The organism is Thiocapsa imhoffii, from assembly GCF_016583985.1.
Classification (GTDB): domain Bacteria; phylum Pseudomonadota; class Gammaproteobacteria; order Chromatiales; family Chromatiaceae; genus Thiocapsa; species Thiocapsa imhoffii.
Genome location: NZ_NRSD01000005.1, coordinates 127,605 through 146,036 on the forward strand (window position 1 = coordinate 127,605; position 18,432 = coordinate 146,036).

Consider the following 18,432-nt stretch of genomic DNA (forward strand, 5'->3'; position numbering starts at 1 on the left):
TGGCGCAACCTCATCTGGCCAACGCTTTGGGGAGGCGAGATGGATCAACGATCGCTCGTAGTGGCTTGGCGAGGCGACGCCGCCAACACGGGCCTCGTGACGCCGCGCCTGCTCGCTGCATGGTGCGTCCTGTTGTGCGCACTCCTGTTCGTTGCTCCGGCCCACGCGATCCGAATCGATGTTCGGGTCACTGGCGTCGAGGGCGAACAAGCGACGAACGTCATGGCGTTCCTGTCCATCTATCAGGAACGCGCCTCCCCAGACCTCACCCCCTCGCGCGTGCGCGCACTCCATCGTGCTGCCCCGGAACAGATTCGGCGTGCCCTGTCGCCGTTTGGACTCTATCGCGTCGAGGTGACCGAGCAACTCGACATTCCCGAGAACGAGCAGGGCACCTGGGTCGCCACCTATGACATCGTGCCCGGACCGCCGGTCAAGATCGGGGTCGTGGATTTCGTCGTGACGGGGCCGGGGGCGGATGATCCGCGCTTCCCCACAGTCTTTCCCATGAAGGTGGGGGATGTCCTGCTCCACAGCCGATACGAGGCGGCGAAATCGGATCTGCGTGCGCGGGCCTCGGCTGGCGGTTACCTCGATTATCGACTCGAGCGCCATCGGGTTCTCATTGATTTGGTTGCCTATGAGGCGATCGTGGAATTCCATCTCGAGACCGGCGAACGCTTCTACCTCGGCGATGTCACCTTCAAACAGGATCTCCTGAACGACGACTTCCTGCAACGCTTCGTGAATTTCAAGCCCGGCGCGGTTTACGATCCGGAGCTCCTGCTGACGCTACAGGGGCGGTTATTGAGCACCGAATATTTCAGCAGCGTCGAAATTCTTCCACAAAAAGACCTCGAAGGCGATCAGCAACTCATTCCGATCGAGGTCGTGGCCACCCGCAACAAGCGCGATAAGTACCGCATTGGTGTCGGCTACACGACGGACTATGGTCCCCGCGTCAGCGCCGATTGGCGTCGCCGCTACGTTAACCAATACGGTCACAATTTTCGCACCGACCTCCAATTGTCACCTGTCTTTTCGCAATGGAGTCTCGATTATCGCATCCCGATTCAAGATCCCATTCGTGACTACGTCATGATCAAGCCGCAGGTGAATTATTCGGATATCGTCACGCAGCAGGGCTGGTTGGCGTCATTACAGATTGCCCATTCTACCCTCACGGCGAATGATTGGCGGCGCAATCTTGGCTTCGATCTCCTCTATGAAGATTATGAGATCAGTGAGATCCAGACGGGGTCCTCGCTGAACTTCGGCCCAACCGCATCCTGGTCGAAGACGGTTGCGGACGATCCCATCAATACGCGCCGTGGGTATCGGATCCGCTATGGTGTCCTGGGTGCCTTGGAGGGGTTTCTGTCCGATGGCACCTACCTCAGCGGCGGACTGCAATTTAAATGGATCAGGAGTTTCGCCGAGCACTATCGGTTGATCACGCGAGCCGATTTAGGGGTGACGCTGGCGAGCGATCTCAGCGAGATTCCAGCGAGTCGTCGGTTCTTCACGGGCGGTGACAGTACGATTCGCGGTTGGGCCTTCAACACACTGGGGCCAACCGAGCCGAGCACGGGCGAGACAGTCGGGGGGCGTTACCTAGGAGTTGGGAGTCTGGAACTCGAGCGAACCATCCGTGGTCCCTGGAGTGCGGCGGTCTTCACTGATTTTGGCAATGCATTCGACCCGAGTTACGACAACACTTATGAACAGAGTGTCGGTTTGGGCGTGCGCTGGGCCTCACCGATCGGACAGGTCCAGGTCGATGTGGCCTTTGCCTTGACCCACACCGATTACGAGATGTTCGACGGCATTCCGCCCGCGCGACTCGTGCTCATCATCGGCCCGGATTTATGACGGAACCCCAAGCCCAAACCGCGCGAGCGGGGACATCGGTGGCGCGCTTGATCTTTCGTCCCGTGCGTTGGCTGCTGGCCGCGCTCCTGTCCGTGACCCTGCTGTTGATCCTGCTGCTGGCCTTCATCCTCGGCACGCAAACGGGGCTGAGGTTCGCGGTTGCCGTGGCGCACGAGCTGGCACCCGAGATGATCCGGGTGGGTCAGGTCGATGGTCGCGTGCTCGGTGCCCTGGCGCTCACCGATCTCGAACTTCAGCTTGGCGAGTTGAAACTCGACGCGGGCCGCATAGCCCTCGATTGGTCGCCGTTCGGTGCCTTGGGCGGCAACCTGGTGATCCGCTCCCTGCATCTGCGGGATCTCGACCTGGTCCTGCCGCCTCCCGCACCCGAGGAGGAGACTGCGGGGGCCTTCGAGCTCCCCGAGATTCGCCTCCCCCTGGATCTCGATTTGGGCGAGGTCAGCATCGCACGCATGCGACTCTTCCATGCCGATGAAGAGATGCCATTTGTCGCGCTCGATCAAGCACGTCTCTCCGCGGATTTCCGGGCTGGGACCCTTGAACTGCGTGCCTTGGAGGTCGCCTTATCCCATCCCGAATTGCAGGCCCAGGCGAACGGGCGCGCGGTGCTGTCCGGCGACTATGCCGTGGACCTCGAACTGGCTTGGTCGCTGCGCCAGGCGCCGGCGATCGACCTGCAGGGGCATGGCCGCATCGATGGCGATCTGCAGGCATTGCGGATCACACATCAATTGAGCGGCTCGGCGCGTGCCGAGCTGCAGGCTCGGTTGAGCGAGGTCATCCAGGCCCCGCGCTGGGACGCTCGCCTGGAGATTCGAGGCGTGGATTTGCCAGACTTTGAGTCTGAGTTGCCACCGATTGCGCTCACGGGTGTGCTGGAAACGATCGGGGATCTGAACGAGGCCGAGATCACCGGCCACCTGGAGGCGACGTCGCCCGATCATCCCGAATTGGGTCACCTCAAGGCCGTCTTGGAGACGAACTGGGCGCAGGATGTGCTGGCCATCCATCGTCTCGAACTCACCGAGCAGGCCTCCAACGCCATGCTGAGCGCGCGGGGACAACTTGACTTGCGTGCCGAACCGGGCCGGTTCGACATCGATGCGGATTGGCAGCGGCTGCGCTGGCCCTTGATCGGTGAGCTGCTGGTGGAATCCGAGGGCGGTCAACTCGCGGCCTCGGGCACCGTCGATGCCTTTGAGTATCGCGCGTCGGTGACGGCACAGGGTCCGGAGATCCCCGCGGCGACACTCGTGCTCCTAGGGACTGGCAGCCCGACCGAGACCCGGATCAGCGAGCTGACGCTGGCCGTCCTTGAGGGCGCGGTGCGTGGTGAGGGCAGGGTTTCCTGGTCTCCCGAACTCGCCTGGACGCTGACCTTGTCAGGTCAAGATCTAAACCCGCAAAGTCTGATCGAGGGGATCGAGGATCGTCTGGCACTGACCTTCGAGAGTGCTGGACATCTGGATGCATTCGATTACGGTCTTGAGATGCGCACGAGTGGCCCCGGACTGCCGGTGGCGCTGCTGCGCCTCAATGGCCAGGGTGATCACCGGCGGACCCAACTCGACAGCCTGGTCATCGAGGCCTTGAACGGACGGATCGATGGCAATGGGGTCATCACCTGGGATCCCGAGGTGACCTGGGATGCGACCCTGAGCGCGACTGGGCTCGACCCGAGCCTCTTCGCCCCGGAATGGGAGGGCAATCTGCAGGGACAACTGGTGAGTCAAGGCAAGCTCACCCCGCAGGGTCCTGATGTGTTCGCCAGAATCGATGCCTTTGAGGGCCTCCTGCGAGGCTACGTGGTGGCGGCCACGGGCACGGTCAGGATGCAAGGCGAGACCTTGAATATCGATGATTTCAGTCTCGCCTCCGGTCCCACGTCCCTGCAGGTCCAGGGCCAGGTTGACGAGACGCTGGCGCTGTCGTTCGTTGCCGAGTCGTCTGACCTCACAAGCCTGCTGCCGGACGCGCGGGGGGCCCTGACGATGCGTGGGAGTCTGATAGGACCACGCGAGACGCCCCGGGTCACGCTCGATCTGAGCGCGCGCGATGCCTCCTACGCGGGCCAGGGGATTGCGGCGCTATCCGGGACCGTCGATCTCGGCATCGCCGTCGATGATCCCTTCGAGATTCAGATCGATGGCACTGGTCTGGTCGTCGGTGATCAGACCTGGCAGAGTCTGCGGGTGCGTGGCGCGGGGCAACTGAGGGATCATCAGTTCGAATTGCGGCTCGAGGGCGACCCAGCCGCGCTCGACCTGGCGGCATCCGGCGCGCTCACCACCGAAGGGGCCTTTACCGGCCGCATCGGGCGTCTGGACCTGGTAAGTCAGCAATTCGGCACCTGGTCGCTGCGACGGCCGAGTCCGCTGGTCGTGGCCGATGGCCGCTTCGATCTCGGTCCCTTGTGCATCGACGGAGCCTATGGTGCTGGCGGCTGTGTGGAACTGAATCGTGACGCCGAGGAGCGCACCCGTGCGCGCTTCGATGCCGCGGTGGCCGACTTCACACTGTTCGCCCCGTTCATTCCAACGAATCTCGATCTAGCAGGCAACGCGCGTCTCGAAGGGCGTTTCGAGACCGACGGAGTGGTCTTGACGGGGCGCGCGAGCGCGGAGATCCCCGCCGGCTCCCTCTCGGTTGCGATGGATGGCGGACGTCAGGAAACACTCGATTTCTCCAGGTCGCAATGGACCCTCGACGCGAGTGCGCAGTCGCTCTCGGCGCGCCTTGGGATTCCCCTCGAGGGCCTCGGCCAACTCGACGGAACACTGACCCTCCCCGGATGGCGTCTCAATGATCCGGCGCGCCCCACGCAGGCGCTCGGCGGTGGTTTGCGTGCCGACCTGCGGGGGCTTGAGCGAATCTCGAATCTGGTGCCCGACCTGACCAACATGACCGGTGGCATCAATGTCGATCTCAACCTCGGTGGCACCATCGGAGCGCCCGATATCAGTGGGCAAGCCGCGCTGCAAGGGGGTGGGTTCGATGTCGAGCTGATCGGTCTGACGATCTCCGATCTCAATCTGTCCCTGAATGCCGCGGCCATCGATCGCTTCGTTCTCGATGGTCGGGCGCAGGTCGGCGGCGGTCAGCTCGCGTTGGATGGTGATGGCAGCCTTGGCGCAAGCGGATTCGTGGGGCGCATGGCCATCAACGGAACGAATCTCACGGTGGCCGACACCAACGAATATTTCGCCTTGGTGTCACCGACCCTCGAGCTTCAAACCGATGCCAATGGCAGTCGGTTGCGTGGTGAGGTGAGCCTCCCCGAGGCGCGGATCCGCCCGCGTTCCATCCCGGCGGGGGTCAAGTCACCCTCTGGCGACGTGGTGCTGATCGAGAAGGAGTCCTCGCGGACCGAACTTCCGCTCGATATCAATGTCACCCTGAAACTCGGCAACGAGGTCAATATCGACGCCTTTGGTTTGCGCGGCCGTCTCGCCGGCGAATTGAATGTCTCGCAGCCGCCGGGACGTGACATGCTGGGGAATGGTCAGTTGCAGATCATCGACGGTCAGTACCGGTTGGCGATCGGCTTCGGCTTGGCCGCGGAGCTCGGCGCACCCTTGACGATCGTGCAGGGGCGGGTCATTTACGCCAACAGTCCAATCGATAATCCGGGACTCCTGTTGCAAGCCGAACGCGAGGGTGGGGCGACCGTTGCCGGTGTGCAGGTTCTTGGCACGCTGCGCGATCCGAAACTGGCGTTTTTCTCCGAAACCGACCCGGGGATGAGCCAAGCCGAGATCACGAAATTTCTGCTGACCGGAATCGCACCGGGCACGGGTGACCAGTCGATGAGTTCAGGTCTCGCGATTGGCACCTACATCACGCCCAAAATCTTTCTCGAGTACGACACCGGTTTGGGAAACCAGGGTGATTCGGTGCGGATGCGCTACGATTTGACCAACCGGATCGAGATTCAGACCGAGACGGGCAGCAATCAGGGCGCCGACATCTTTTTCACCTTCGAGCGATGAGCCTCCATCATCCACGCTACTGGCTGAGTTGGGCGGGGGTCGGGTTCGTCTACGCGCTCGGTCGGTTGCCCTTCCCGGTGATCTGGGCCTTGGGATCCGCGCTTGGGCGTCTCGCCTATTGGCTCGCGGGATCCCGTCGGGTGGTGGCGCGTCGCAATCTCGCGCTCTGTTTGCCACAATCCGACGAGCGTGCGCGCGAACGTCTGCTGCGCGCGCATTTCGGTTGGCTCGGGGTGGCGGCCCTGGCACAAGGGATCGGGTGGGGCGCCACGCGTGCCCGCCTCAGCCGCCTCGTCGTCATCCGCAACCGTGAGCGCATCGATACCCTGATCGCGCAGGGGCGCCCAGTGATTGTTATGGTCCCTCACTTCGTTGGTCTCGAGCTGGGTGGGGCCGCGTTCACCGCGCTCGTTCATTCAGGCGTCTACATGTATCAGCGCATCCGCAACCCGGTCGTCGATCAGCAGGTGCGGCGTGCGCGACAGCAATTTGGCAGCCTCTCATTTGAGCGCCAGGATGATCTTCGTTCGCTCGTGCGCGAGATCAAACAGGGTACGCCCTTTTTCTATCTGCCCGATCAGGACGCGGGACGCCGGGGAATCTTTGTCCCGTTTTGCGGCCTTGCGGCCTCGACCGTGCCCATGCTGGGGCGTTTCGCGGCGATGACAGGCGCGACCGTGATCCCAACCTTCGCCCGGTTTTTGCCGCACGGCCGTGGCCTCGAGCTCATCTTTGATCCACCCTTGAGCGATTTTCCGAGCGGTGATCGCGAGGTGGATACGGCGCGGATGAATGCGGTCATTGAGGCCCGTATCGCATCGATGCCTGATCAGTATTTCTGGGTGCATCGTCGTTTCAAGACGCGTCCGCCCGGGGCTGAGCCGGTCTATCCGCCGAAGCGCCGCCGGCGCTGAATTGGGGAGACGCGCGACGCCATGCGGCTGTTCAATTCCCCCGATCAGGAGCCCTCCGAAGCGGGTGTGCGCCTTGGTCGGCCTCGTGACTGGCTGATCGGTACGGCCTTGCTGCTTGCGTTGTTGCTGGCGGTTCATTTCACCGTGGGCTGGGGGCCACTGCTCGCGCCTTGGCGGGAGCTTTCGCTCGGACTGCTGGTGGTTCTCTTCGTGCTCAGTGCGCTCAGCTACGCACTGCGTGCAGTGCGGGTCCATGACTATTTTCGCCCCCGTTTCAATGGCTGTTTTCCTACTGTTCTGCGGTTGAGCATCCTTCACAATGCCGCGAACAACCTGCTCCCGATGCGGACCGGGGAAGTGGTTTTCCCGCTGCTGATGCGCCGTTACTTCGGGCATGGCCTGCTCGATGCCTCGGCAGCGTTGCTCTGGATCCGCCTCCTCGATCTGCACTGTCTGGCGCTGATTGGGATCTTCATTCTCAACCTGCGTGATCCATCCGGGTGGTGGTGGATCCTGGCCATTGCCTGGACGGGCGCGGTCATGCTGCTGGTTCCGCTCGGGCGGTTTGCGGCCCGCATGAAGACATCGGGACGTCTGGATCGGCGCGCTGGGACCACCCGTGTGCTGGTGCGGGTCATCATGGCGGCCCCGCGGGAAATATGGACTCTGGCACGGGTCTATCTCTGGACTCTGCTGACCTGGGCGCTCAAATTCGCGGCTTTCGCGATCCTGCTCGGTCATTTCCTACCCATCGATTTCTGGCGGGTCATGACAGGCGTGATGGGCGCCGAGCTGTCGAGTGTGCTGCCGTTTCATGGCATTGCGGGGAGCGGCAGCTATGAGATTGCAATCGTCGCGGCGCTCACCCCCTTGGGCGTCGATCCACAACAGGCCTTGGCGGGCGCGGTGAATCTCCATCTGTTCCTGCTGGGCACGACCTTGATCCTCGCCGCGTTGGCATTCGCATTACCCCGTCGATCCCCTTGTCACGCCGCCCCTCCAGCCCCCTAGGTCTGATCCAGCAATCGCGGCTACCCGGGTGCTGATCGTTCCGGCCTGAGAAATAGTGTCATGAGGACCGCGCGAGGCCGCTTCGGTGTGCGTTTCGAAGCCAAAGGCACCTCCTTACGCTGCTGCGCCAGCGTCGGTTTCGCCAGCGACCGGACCGGCCTGTCGGCTGATTGAATCACCTCCTGTTGCAGTGCACAATATCTGCCCCGATCATGGACAGCATGGCTGCTGGAGCCGACCTGCTGAGCCAGGGCGGTGGCACTGGAGTGAGGAGAGGATCCGCTGCGCAGGGTGATCCGGGTGGTGACCCCGCGCTTCACTTCGCATCCTGCTCGCAGGTGCGCTCGGCGTCGAATCTCGTCACGATGTTGGTGTCGAATCGGCCAGCCCCAGCGTGCCCGGACGCCGCATCGGGCGGTGGAACATCGATCGGCTTGGAATCACCAAAGGTTCAAACCATGCAAACGACAAGACCTGTTTTCCTCGATCTGTGGCGGATCAAACTGCCTCCCTCGGGCATCGTCTCGATCCTCCATCGTATCAGCGGCGTCCTCATGGTCCTCGCGATCCCATTCGCCGCGGTGCTGTTCCATCTGGCGCTCTCGGGGCCGGCCGGATTCGCGAGCGCGGCGGCGGTGTTCGAGAGCTGGATCGTCAAGCTGTTCCTGGTACTGCTGGCCTGGAGCCTGCTCCATCATCTCTTCGCGGGGATTCGGTTTCTGCTCCTCGATGTCGGGATCGGTCTGGACCGATCCGTGGCACGGCGCAGTGCCATCATCGCGATGGTGGCCGCGGTGCTGGTTCTGATCCTGGTGATTGGCGGAGGTCTGGCGCAATGAGTCGACAAGCATCGGGTCTCATGGCCTGGGTCATCCAGCGCGCCACCTCGCTCTATCTGGCGCTCTTTCTCAGCTATCTGTTGATCCACTTTACCTTACAGGCGCCAAGCGACCACGCCGCGCTCGTGGCTTGGGCAACACATCCGCTCGTCGCCTTGGGGCTGGTTCTCTTCGTGCCTGTGCTCCTCGCGCATGCCTGGATTGGGATTCGCGACGTCTTGATCGATTATGTCCACAGTCTGGGACCGCGTATCGGGTTGCTGACCCTGTTCGCCTTCGTCTTCATCGCCTCGGGCCTGTGGGCCTACAAGGCCATTGTCACCGCGGGATTGCAGGGGTAATTCGGGCATGGGTATTCCAACTCGTCATTTCGACGCACTCATCATTGGTGCCGGTGGAGCAGGACTGAATGCCGCGCTGCAACTGGCGAGCGCGGAATTGCGCGTGGCTGTCGTCTCGAAGGTCTTTCCGACACGCTCGCACACGGTTGCCGCGCAAGGTGGGGTGAATGCCGCGCTGGCTAATGTGCTGCCGGACTCCTGGCACTGGCATATGTTCGATACCGTCAAGGGCTCGGACTATCTGGGCGACCAGGACGCCATCGAATTCATGTGCCGCGAGGCCATTCCCACCGTCTACGAACTCGAACATGCTGGCGTGCCCTTTTCTCGACTGGACGACGGCAAGATCTATCAGCGTGCCTTCGGCGGACAGAGTCAGAACTTCGGTGGCGATCAAGCCGCGCGGACCTGCGCGGCGGCTGACCGCACCGGTCATGCCATCCTGCATACCCTCTATCAGCAGAATATCCGTGCTCGCACGCATTTCTTCGACGAGTATTTCGCGATCGATCTCGTGCGCGACGCGCAAGGGACCATCTGTGGCGCCCTGGTCCTGGAGATCGAGAGCGGCGAGCCGCTGCTGATCGAGTCGAAGGCGACCCTACTCGCGACCGGGGGCTGGGGGCAGGTGTTCCGCACCACGTCCAATGCCCACATCAATACCGGCGATGGGGCGGCCATGGCCTTGAGAGCCGGTATTCCGCTGATGGACATGGAGTTCTTCCAGTTCCATCCGACTGGAATCGCGGGTAAAGGCATGCTCATCACCGAGGGTACACGCGGTGAAGGCGGCTATCTCATCAATCGGGATGGCGAGCGTTTCATGGAGCGCTATGCGCCGCGCGCGAAGGATCTCGCGAGTCGGGACGTGGTCTCACGTGCCATTGTGACCGAGGTCAAGGAGGGGCGCGGCTGTGGTCCCCAGGGTGATTACGTGATGCTCAAGCTCGATCACCTCGGAGAGGCGGTGATCGCGAAGCGGCTGCCCGGCATTCGCGAATCGAGCCGCATCTTTGCTGGCGTCGATCCCGTGATTGAGCCTATCCCGGTGTTCCCTACCGCTCACTACGCCATGGGTGGGATTCCAACCGATCGGTTTGGGCGGGTCGCGATGCCGGCAGGTCATGGGTCCGAGGAGGTGGTGGTCGGACTGTACGCGGCGGGCGAGTGCGCCTGCGCCTCCGTGCATGGGGCCAATCGCTTGGGCGGGAACTCCCTGCTCGATATCCTGGTCTTCGGGCGTCTCGCGGGCAAGGACATCATCGATTTCGTGCGCGAGAACCCCTATCCGCGTCCCGTCGACTCGGCAAGCCTGGAACAAGCCATGGGACGTTTGACCCGCTGGGATCAAACAGGGGACGGACTGACGGTTCAGCAACTGCGGGCGGATTTTCGCAAGTGCATGGAGGACCATGCCGGGGTGTTCCGGACCGAGGAGATCATGACCGAGGGCTATGAGAAGCTCAGCGCTTTGCGTGAGCGCCTGCCCGAGGTCCGCCTCACCGATCACTCCCGCGTCTTCAATACCGCGCGTATCGAGGCATTGGAGTTGGAAAACATGATGGACGTCGGCATGTCGATCGCCGTCTCGGCCCTCCATCGACAGGAGAGTCGTGGTGCGCATTCACGCCCTGATTTTCCAGGCCGTGACGATCAAGCTTGGCTCAAGCACAGTCTCTACTATCGGGATGGCGATCGCATGGACTATAAGCCCGTGCGCACCAAACCGTTGACGGTCGAGACCTTCCCCCCGAAGGAGCGGGTGTACTGAGTGTGGGTCCACCTCGGCCCGTGATCCATCCGGCGACACGCTCAACCAAGCCGACGATTCGGATTGGGTCTGGGTCGGGAGTGGGGTCGGCAAACGGCCCAGTTCCCGTGCTGCCGCGACCCTATGCGGCCAGGGCCGGGCGGCCTGACCCAGTCTCGGGGCCGCGGTGACCCGGCCATGACCAGAGTCTTTCCGATCGGATGTCGGAAGGCCAGGATGCTCCATTTGACTTGCTCGCGTGGCCCTGCCACCGGAGACACTATCGATGAAGATCAGCGTGTTTCGCTACAACCCGGATACCGATTCCAAGCCACGCATGCAGGACTACGAGGTTGCCACCTTCCAAGGAATGATGCTGCGCGACGTCTTGCTCGAAGTCAAAAAGCAGGACGAGAGCTTCAGCTTCCGTCACTCCTGTGGTGAGGGCGTGTGTGGGTCCGACGGTGTCAACGTCAACGGACGTAACCTGCTGGCCTGTATCACGCCGATCACGGACCTGAAGGAGCCGGTCGAAGTCCGCCCCTTTCCAGGGCGCCCCGTGATCCGTGACCTGGTCGTCGACATGACGCAATTCTACGAGCAATATCGTGCGGTCAAGCCCTATCTGGTGCGCAAGGATCCCCTTCCTGAACAAGAGCTGCTCCAATCACCGGCCGAACGTGATCAACTCGATGGACTCTACGAGTGCATCCTCTGTGGTTGCTGCTCAACGGCCTGTCCTTCCTTCTGGTGGAATCCGGAGAAGTTCCACGGACCGGCCGCGCTCCTGCAAGCCTGGCGGTTCCTGGCTGACAGTCGTGATCAGGCCACCGAGGAGCGCCTGGATGCGCTCGATGGACCCTACAAGCTGTTCCGCTGCCATAGCATCATGAACTGTGTCGATGTGTGTCCGAAGGGTCTGAACCCGACTCGCGCGATCGGCAAGATCAAGGATTTGATGTTGGACAAGGGGTTGTGAGGCCACTGTGACGAACAGCGTGCACTCCGCTGAAGCCGCGGCCGCGCAAGATTCCGCTGCCGCCGCGCAGACCGCATTGGAGATTCGCCGGTTGCGCTGGCAGTGCCGGCGCGGCATGCTCGAACTCGATGATGTGCTCGACCGCTTCCTTGATGCGGGCTACGCGGACTTGGATGACGCGCAACGCGTGCAATTCGTGCGCCTGCTCGCCGAGCAGGATCAGCGGCTGAGTGATTGGTTCCTATCCCGTGCCGAGCCACCGGATGCCGCGTTTCGGGATCTGGTTCGCCACATACTGGAGGTTGTTCGCGTGCGCTGAAGTAAGTGGCGTCTGGCTTCATGACGGAGGACCGCAAGCGTGCCATCGCACGACGCCCCACCGCTGCTGATCCGCCCCGGTTTTTCACGGCACCTCGCACTCATCATGACCTTCACGCATCTTCTGGCCTGCGTGGCCTTGGTTGTGATGGGTTGGCGGTGGTTCACCTTGCCACTTGTGCTCGCCGTGCTGCTGAGTGCGCTCCATGTCGGCTTCGTCGCGGTGTTGCGACGCGCCCCCTGGTCGATTTGCGCCGCCTTGTGCCAAGCCGACGGCACCTGGCAGTTGCAACTGGTCTCGGGCGCGGAGCATGAGGCAATCCTCTTGCCATCAACCTTTGTCAGCCTGCCGCTGGTGGTGTTGAACTTTAAACTGGGGCCCTGGACCCGGCGTTCGCTGCCCATCTTTGCCGATGCGCTCGAACCCGACCTCCATCGTCGATTGCGCCAACGGTTGCGGCTCGCGGGGGCGGCTCGAGTTCAGCCTGCCGAGCGCCCCTGATTCCGATCGAAAGTCGGATCGAGAGTCGAATCGCCGCGGCTTCTCAGCCTCCTGCTAGACCATCTTGGTGAGATGATATTCCAAGATTCCCTCGGCGCCCGCGGCGCGCAATTTGGGGATGAGGTCCCGGACGGCGTGGGCATCGACGATGGTTTCGAGTGCGAGCCATTCGCGATCGTAAAGATGACTCACGGTGGGTGCATGCAGGCTTGGGAGCAAGTCGACCAGGGTCTCGAGCCGCTCCGCCGGGACATTGCACTTGATCGCGACCTTCTGCCGGGCACGCAAGGCCGCCTGCAGCATGAGCGCGACTTGTTCGATCTTGGCCCGCCGCGCCGGATCCTCCATAGCCCGCCGATTGGCGATGAGGCGGGTTTCAGTCACCAGCAGGTCGGCGACGATCCGCAGACCATGGGCGCGGATGGTGCTTCCGGTCTCGGTGATCTCCACGATCGCATCGACCAACCCCTCCACGACCTTTGCCTCGGTCGCACCCCAGGAGAACTCGACGGCGGCCTTGATCCCGCGTTCGGCCAGATAGCGCTCCGTGAAGCCCACCAACTCGGTCGCGATTTTTTTTCCGGCAAGATCCGCGATCGACTGGATCGGCGAGTCCTCGCGGACCACCAAGACCCAGCGACTCGGTTGATTCGACGCCTTCGAGTAGGTCAGGGTACAGATCTCCTCGACCTCAGCGCGTGACTCCAGGATCCAATCCAAGCCGGTGAGACCCAGATCCAGGGTGCCGCGGGCGACATAGGCGGCCATCTCTTGAGCGCGAATCAAGGCGCAGCGAATGTCCGGATCGTCGATCTCGGGATAATAGTGACGCGCGCGAGCGGCGATCCGCCAGCCCGCCTGGGCGAACAGGTCAATGGTGGCCTCTTCCAGACTCCCCTTGGGGATGCCAAGCTTGATCAAGGACATGCGTGCTCCAGTGCCGCGTGGGTCCCGCCCCGAGAGCGGATTGATCGGCATCGGATCATGCCGCGGCTGTGCGCATGACGAGACCCCGAGGCCGTCCCGACGCCTGATCCGGCATCGGGGCGTCTAGGATACCGCAATCTGAATCCATGACCTGGCGTGCCGCGCCCTCGCGTCTGCCGCGGCCCGTCGCTTCAACCTGGAACCAGGGAGTCGCGCGAAGCCTATCGGCTGGTATACGAAACCCGAGCGGCGGTCCCGTCGATCGGATTCTTTGCTGCCCTGTCCTTGAGAATCAGCGGCTTCTAGGCTAACCTCCGGTCCCCCATGACCGCTCCAGCCACACTGAATATGTTGGCAAGGGCTGACACTTTGGAGGTACCCCAATGGGAACCATCAGGGTCACTGAGGCTGATCGCCTCACATCCCAGAACACCGCGACCCCGGTCGGCGCCCCGGCGGCCGAGGGCGTCGATCGGCGTACCGGTCTCTCGATCCAGGAATTGATGCGGGAGTATGTCCTCCCGGAGCGGCCGGTGATCCTCACCGACGCCGCGCGGGCCTGGCCAGGCCTGCAACGCTTCACGTTCGATTTCTTTCGTGAACACTATGGCCACCTAGTCAAGGAGGTGCATGGCCAGCGTTACACCTTGGCGGAGGCGATCGATCTGATCCTGGCATCGACTCCGGAACATCCGGCACCCTATCCGTTCAACTTCAACCTTGAGTCGTACTTTCCAGAATTGTTGCGCGAGATTCAGCCGGAGTTGGCGTTCGGCCCCCTTGATCGCGTCAATCATCCACTGCTACCGCGCATCTTGATGCGTGGGACCGAAGTCTACGAGATCTTCTTCGGTGGACGCGGGGCCTCTTTTCCACGCGTGCACTATGATGCCTTGTGTCTCAATACACAGATCACCCAGATCGTTGGCAGCAAGGAGTTTTTTCTCTATCCGCCAGATCAGGGAGACTTCATGTATCCACGCCCGAACGAGCCCAAGACCTCGCAGGTCGATTTCGCCGCGCCCGATCTAGAGCGTTTCCCACTGTTCGCGCAGGCAACGCCAATCGTTGCGACCGTCCAACAGGGTGAGACCATCTTCTTCCCTGCGCGTTGGTGGCATGCGACACGTATCCACGAGCCCTGTATCTCGCTGGGTAAGGTCCAGTTGAACGGGCAGAACTGGCCCCTGTACCGCGAGGACGTCCACGCCTTCTGGCTCCGCGGACATCCCTGGTTCGCGGCCGCGGCGCGGGCCTATTTGTCGGTGCTGGGGCCAGTGATGAACTGGCAAGAGCGAATCATCTTGTCGAGGGCCAAGTCATGAGTGATGCGAAAGAATCGTCTGATGGTGCCGGCATGATCGATGCTGTTAAAACGGTTGCGCGCAAGGTCCTGCAGGTGGATGCGCAGTCGTTGGTGACCCCCCTTCCACAAGTGACCTGGGTGGGCTCTGAGGTCCACGGTTACCCGGTACCCGAGGGATTTCTGGATGCCGACTCGATCTGCTATTGCGTGGGCGCCGGGGAAGACATCACCTTCGACACCGAACTGGCCGAGCGCTTTGGCTGCCAAGTGCTGCTGATCGATCCGACCCCCGAAGGCTGCAATCATTTCAATCGCGTCAAGGATCACATCAACCGCGGCGAACCGCTCTGGTCGGAGAACGGTGAGCCCTTTCGCTATCGGATCAGGCCCGAGCGTCTCGAGCTCCTGCGCTATCTGGAGATCGGCGTTTGGGACAGTGCGCAGCAGATGCGGTTTTACGAACCCACCCGAGACAACTATCCATCGCACTCCGTGGCGATGTTCCAGGAGTCGGGTCGCTATATCGAACTTCCGGTCGATCGACTTGGAAACATCATGCGATCGCAGGGACATACGGCGATCGATCTGTTGAAGCTGGAGATCGAGGGTGCCGAATACCGTGTTTTGGAGACAGTGATCGAGGATCAACTCGATATCAAAGCGATCCTCGTCGAGTATGACGAAGTGTGGCACTCGCAGGATCGCAGCCATCTGTTTCGGATCCGGGACTCGGCACAACAGCTACTGCAAGCGGGTTATCGGCTGGCCCACTCGACTGATCGGTTCAAACGCTTGTTCATCCGCGATGACCTCTTCGAGGATCTTGCTGGTCGCGAATGAGTCATGCCGGCGGGCTGTCTGGCCGTCGCTCACATCGGGTGCTGGTGGACGCGCGCCAACGCCGCGCCTTCGTGGGATGCGGGCTTGGATGGCCTCGCGGTGCCACGGCTTCGCCCCAGCCCCGTTCCGCGAGTGCCTAAGCGGGCGCGATCCTTGCTTGAATATCACACCTCGACCCCCCGCAAGCTGGTGGCGATCCCCTGGACGCACCCTGCATCGGACGTTCCGCCCGGAGGCCAAGTCATGTCCAGTCCGCGCCTGATCATGTATCACAAGCATGCGACCAGTGCCCGTACCCGCTTTCTGAAACTCGCCTATGGCGGTGTCTGTGGTTTCAGCGCTTTCCCGGCACAGGCCCGGGTGACCGATCCGTTACGCCCACCCGCCCGCGTGGTCCGGCATCCCGCGGCGATTGTGCGTGAGGCGGAGGCGCATCTGGACCTACCGAGCGGCAGTCTCGAGGTCGAGCCCGGGTTTCGCTGTGAGGTCGAGGCGGATCAGGAGCTGACCCAGGTCTTTCTCGCACGCTTCAAGAGTATCGATCCGCCTTTCGAAGCGGCTCACGCACAGGGTGGCCGCTTCATCGACCTCACTCAGGCACGCGGCCTCCCGCCCGTCGAGCTCGAACTGCTGCGTCGCAGCTACGAGCAGATTCTCGGCTGATCGGAGCGGTTCAGGTGGCCAGTCGCACTGCTGGCCATCCTGCCGGAGCCGGGCGCGGGGCCGTGCCCGTACCGCTCGGTTTCTGTGACGATCCCATCCCATCCCATCCCATCGCGCGGCATCTCGGCCAAAGACTAAAACCGGGTGATTGTCGGTTTTGCGCGCGAGTCGGGCCGATTTGTCGCAAGGGCGACAGGGTTCGGGCGACAGGAAGGCGATCGCGCGGGCCGCGATCCGCTGATTTCGGTTCGCCGCGCGCACTGATGATGGCGGTTATATCGTCCGTCTCTTGAAACCTGACGGGGTGGCGACCCGGCACTGAACCAAGCGGGATCCGCCGTGCGCGCCTCAGCATCGCTGCAGGGTGCTGGTGAGCGCGGAGACCAGCGCGTGCAGGAAGTAGGTCATCCGCGTGACATCGGATGTCGGCATGGTTTCTGCTGCATGTAGCGCTATATCGCCCTGGATATAACGATCGAACTGCGACCACGCCTCTGAAGATGACCGACACACCTGATGAGTGCATTCATCCGGCTGGATCTCTCTGGCTCGACCGAAAGAACGAGGGATTCGTCGGGCGCGGCCGCATTGAACTGCTCCGCCGAATTGGCGAGACCGGCTCGATCTCGCGGGCGGCTAAGGCGATGGGGATGTCCTACAAGCACGCTTGGGACGCGGTGGATGCGATGAACAATCTCTCCGAGCAACCGCTCGTGCGACGGCGCGCTGGAGGACGCCACGGTGGGGGCACGGAGCTCACGGAGGAGGGACGACGCTTGATCACCGTCTACGAAACCGCCGAGCGGGAGCACAGAAAATTCCTTGCGCGACTGCGCGAGGGCATCCGCGATTTCGATCGCTTCCATACCTTGATCGGAGCTTTGAAGATGAAAGTCAGTGCCAGAAACAACCTGCGCGGGGTGGTCACGACCGTGACACCGGGCGCCGTGAATGCCGAGGTCACACTCGATGTCGGCGGCACGCCGCTGGTCGCCATTGTGACCAATGAGAGCGTCCAGTCGCTTGGGCTCGCGCCTGGCGTTGAAGCCTATGCCTTGATCAAGGCGTCGTTCGTGATTCTGACGACCGAGGACGGCGGGCTGAAGACCTCGGCGCGGAATCGGCTGTGCGGAACGCTCGAGCGCATCACCGAGGGAGCGGTCAACACCGAGGTGGTTCTGGCGCTCGATGGCGGCGCACGACTGGCGGCCATCATCACGATGGAGAGTAAGAAAGACCTCGGGATCACCGAAGGCGGGCGGGCCTGTGCACTCATCAAGGCACCGCATGTCATCTTGGCGGTCCGCGATTGATCAGCCTCGCCTGGCCAACCCCTCGAACTGGAGCCTCGTTATGGATTCGATTCGCACACTCTTGACCGCCATCACCGCCACCCTGGCCCTGGGCTTGACCACTCCGATGCTAGCCGAAGAGTCCGCTAGCGCGGGTGCCATCACCATCGCCGCCGCGGCGGATCTCAAGTTCGCGATGGACGAGATCGTGGAGGCCTTTCGAGTCGCCCATCCGGATGCCAAGGTCGACGTCATCTATGGCTCCTCGGGCAAGTTCCACACCCAGATCCAACAAGGAGCACCCTTCGATCTGTACTTCTCGGCCGACATTGCCTTTCCGCGTGGACTCGAGGAAAAAGGTCTGTCCGCCGGCCCGACGCGGCCCTATGCCCTGGGGCGCATCGTGCTCTGGAGCCCGGGGCTGGACGCCACGACCATGACATTGAACGACCTGACGGACTCGCGGATTCGCAAGATCGCGATCGCCAATCCACGGCACGCGCCCTATGGCATGCGTGCCGAGGAGGCGCTGCGAGCGCTTGGCCTCTGGGATGCGCTGCAGGGCAAGCTGGTCATGGGAGAGAACATCGCGCAGACGGCCCAGTTCGTGCAGACCGGCAACGCCGAGGTCGGCATCATCGCACTGGCCCTGGCGCTGAATCCGACGCTGGCGGAGGCCGGCGGCTATCACCTGATCGACGACAGACTGCATGAGCCGCTGGAGCAGGGGTTCATCGTCACGCTGCGTGCCAAGGACAACCCGCTGGCCCATGACTTCGCGGACTTTATGACCAGCCCGCAAACCCGCGCCATCATGTCGCACTATGGCTTCGTCCTGCCGGGCGACGCGGTCGAGGAGTGACGGGGC

16 protein-coding genes are annotated in these 18,432 nt (G+C 62.5%); 15 read left to right on the forward strand and 1 reads right to left on the reverse strand.

The features are described from left to right. Positions 1 to 39 precede the first annotated feature (39 nt). The 10 genes from CKO25_RS06995 (at position 40) to CKO25_RS07040 (ending at position 12,536) form a co-directional block, all read left to right on the forward strand. Positions 40 to 1,872, forward strand: a complete 1,833-nt coding sequence (locus tag CKO25_RS06995; RefSeq protein WP_200387202.1) for an autotransporter assembly complex protein TamA — start codon at positions 40 to 42, stop codon at positions 1,870 to 1,872. Beyond that, positions 1,869 to 5,882: a translocation/assembly module TamB domain-containing protein gene (locus CKO25_RS07000; RefSeq protein ID WP_200387203.1), complete on the forward strand. Its 4,014-nt coding sequence runs from the start codon at positions 1,869 to 1,871 to the stop codon at positions 5,880 to 5,882. Before CKO25_RS06995 ends, CKO25_RS07000 begins: the two co-directional genes overlap by 4 nt. Then, positions 5,879 to 6,796, forward strand: coding sequence for a lysophospholipid acyltransferase family protein (locus tag CKO25_RS07005; RefSeq protein ID WP_200387204.1), 918 nt, complete (start codon positions 5,879 to 5,881; stop codon positions 6,794 to 6,796). The genes CKO25_RS07000 and CKO25_RS07005 overlap by 4 nt, the downstream gene beginning before the upstream one ends. Before the next feature lie 21 nt (positions 6,797 to 6,817). Next, positions 6,818 to 7,807: a lysylphosphatidylglycerol synthase transmembrane domain-containing protein gene (locus CKO25_RS07010; protein WP_200387205.1), complete on the forward strand. Its 990-nt coding sequence runs from the start codon at positions 6,818 to 6,820 to the stop codon at positions 7,805 to 7,807. A gap of 458 nt (positions 7,808 to 8,265) precedes the next feature. After that, positions 8,266 to 8,646: a succinate dehydrogenase, cytochrome b556 subunit gene (gene sdhC, locus CKO25_RS07015; RefSeq protein ID WP_200387206.1), complete on the forward strand. Its 381-nt coding sequence runs from the start codon at positions 8,266 to 8,268 to the stop codon at positions 8,644 to 8,646. Further along, positions 8,643 to 8,987, forward strand: a complete 345-nt coding sequence (gene sdhD / locus CKO25_RS07020) for a succinate dehydrogenase, hydrophobic membrane anchor protein (protein WP_200387207.1) — start codon at positions 8,643 to 8,645, stop codon at positions 8,985 to 8,987. Before sdhC ends, sdhD begins: the two co-directional genes overlap by 4 nt. 7 nt (positions 8,988 to 8,994) lie before the next feature. Continuing rightward, positions 8,995 to 10,758, forward strand: coding sequence for a succinate dehydrogenase flavoprotein subunit (gene sdhA / locus CKO25_RS07025; RefSeq protein ID WP_200387208.1), 1,764 nt, complete (start codon positions 8,995 to 8,997; stop codon positions 10,756 to 10,758). A 265-nt stretch (positions 10,759 to 11,023) separates the two neighbouring features. After that, positions 11,024 to 11,716, forward strand: a complete 693-nt coding sequence (locus tag CKO25_RS07030; protein ID WP_200387209.1) for a succinate dehydrogenase iron-sulfur subunit — start codon at positions 11,024 to 11,026, stop codon at positions 11,714 to 11,716. 7 nt (positions 11,717 to 11,723) lie between these two features. Beyond that, positions 11,724 to 12,035, forward strand: coding sequence for an FAD assembly factor SdhE (locus tag CKO25_RS07035; protein ID WP_371829705.1), 312 nt, complete (start codon positions 11,724 to 11,726; stop codon positions 12,033 to 12,035). Between the two features lie 39 nt (positions 12,036 to 12,074). Beyond that, the gene (locus tag CKO25_RS07040) at positions 12,075 to 12,536 is read left to right on the forward strand and encodes a protein YgfX (protein ID WP_200387210.1); all 462 of its coding nucleotides are present in this window, start codon (positions 12,075 to 12,077) and stop codon (positions 12,534 to 12,536) included. A 54-nt stretch (positions 12,537 to 12,590) separates the two neighbouring features. On the opposite strand, the gene hisG is transcribed toward CKO25_RS07040, so the two are convergent. Continuing rightward, entirely contained in the window at positions 12,591 to 13,463 is an 873-nt protein-coding gene (gene hisG / locus CKO25_RS07045; protein ID WP_200387211.1) for an ATP phosphoribosyltransferase, read from the reverse strand. Between the two features lie 383 nt (positions 13,464 to 13,846). Here hisG and CKO25_RS07050 point away from each other — a divergent pair, with 383 nt between their 5' ends. From CKO25_RS07050 to modA, 5 genes are all read left to right on the forward strand, one after another. Further along, a complete protein-coding gene (locus CKO25_RS07050) occupies positions 13,847 to 14,788 on the forward strand; it encodes a cupin-like domain-containing protein (protein ID WP_200387212.1) in 942 nt (313 codons plus the stop codon). Beyond that, positions 14,785 to 15,609, forward strand: coding sequence for an FkbM family methyltransferase (locus tag CKO25_RS07055; protein ID WP_200387213.1), 825 nt, complete (start codon positions 14,785 to 14,787; stop codon positions 15,607 to 15,609). Before CKO25_RS07050 ends, CKO25_RS07055 begins: the two co-directional genes overlap by 4 nt. Before the next feature lie 243 nt (positions 15,610 to 15,852). Continuing rightward, entirely contained in the window at positions 15,853 to 16,272 is a 420-nt protein-coding gene (locus CKO25_RS07060; RefSeq protein ID WP_200387214.1) for a hypothetical protein, read from the forward strand. A gap of 500 nt (positions 16,273 to 16,772) precedes the next feature. Further along, positions 16,773 to 17,585, forward strand: a complete 813-nt coding sequence (locus CKO25_RS07065) for a TOBE domain-containing protein (RefSeq protein WP_200387215.1) — start codon at positions 16,773 to 16,775, stop codon at positions 17,583 to 17,585. Between the two features lie 40 nt (positions 17,586 to 17,625). Beyond that, on the forward strand, positions 17,626 to 18,426 hold the full coding sequence (gene modA, locus CKO25_RS07070) for a molybdate ABC transporter substrate-binding protein (RefSeq protein ID WP_200387216.1): 801 nt from the start codon (positions 17,626 to 17,628) through the stop codon (positions 18,424 to 18,426). Positions 18,427 to 18,432: the final 6 nt, after the last annotated feature.